Here is a 751-nt window from a genome sequence, read left to right on the forward strand (position 1 = left end):
CTCGTCAGATCTGTGATGTTCACGCGGCGGACAGGAGTGTCCGCCCTCCATTCACCCCAGCACGTCGTCCATCGCGTTGGTCGCGGCGCGCTGCCTAGCTCTGGATCACCGGCTTGTCCTTTGCCCGCGGGTGATGCCGCTGGGGGAAGATCTTTTCCTTCACTTCCAAGCCGAGCCCATCATAGACCACGCCCACCAGATCTTTGAGCCGCGCTGCGATCCGGGATTTTGGATTCCACCGGTAGATCAGCGTCCGGCCCTGTCGCTGGCACACCAGCGCTCCGGAACGCTCGAAGCGGTCGAGCTGCCGCTGAACGGAATCGAGTGAGACCCCGAGGTCCCGCGACACCGCCCGCCCGTATGCCTCGCCCTGGTGGAACAGGCAAAGCAGTACCGCCTCCGCAGCCTTGCCCCCGAAAAGATCTTGTAGAACCGTCGAAATCATGACCGGATCTTAAGGTCGTATGACCGATGACTCAAGTCAGTTGTCACCTCCTGACTGGGCCACGTGCTCGGAGGAGCAGTTGTGGCACTACGTGGCCTGGCATCTGGAGGGAGCCGGCATCCGCTCGGTGCTGGTGGGCGGCGCGGTGGTGTCGATCCACACCGAGGGGCTCTACCGCTCGGGCGATCTCGACCTCATCCCCGACGACCTCTGTAGCCAATGGTGGTTTTGCCGCCCTTGCGCAGTTGGCGGCAGTCTGGATCGGTAAGATCAACTTGCCCGGTAGGGCTCTCTTCACAACAGGCC

The 751-nt window shown here is 62.7% G+C and carries 2 protein-coding genes; one reads left to right on the forward strand and one right to left on the reverse strand.

The features are described from left to right. Positions 1-94: 94 nt before the first annotated feature. Positions 95-445 (reverse strand): winged helix-turn-helix domain-containing protein, encoded by a 351-nt coding sequence (locus ACG2LG_RS24070; RefSeq protein WP_396263437.1) that lies wholly within the window; start codon positions 443-445, stop codon positions 95-97. A 19-nt stretch (positions 446-464) separates the two neighbouring features. On the opposite strand from ACG2LG_RS24070, the gene ACG2LG_RS24075 reads away from it, so the two are divergent. Beyond that, positions 465-713: a hypothetical protein gene (locus tag ACG2LG_RS24075; RefSeq protein ID WP_396263438.1), complete on the forward strand. Its 249-nt coding sequence runs from the start codon at positions 465-467 to the stop codon at positions 711-713. Positions 714-751 lie beyond the last annotated feature (38 nt).

The sequence above is a fragment of the Haloferula sp. A504 genome, from assembly GCF_044385805.1.
Classification (GTDB): Bacteria; Verrucomicrobiota; Verrucomicrobiia; order Verrucomicrobiales; family Akkermansiaceae; genus Haloferula.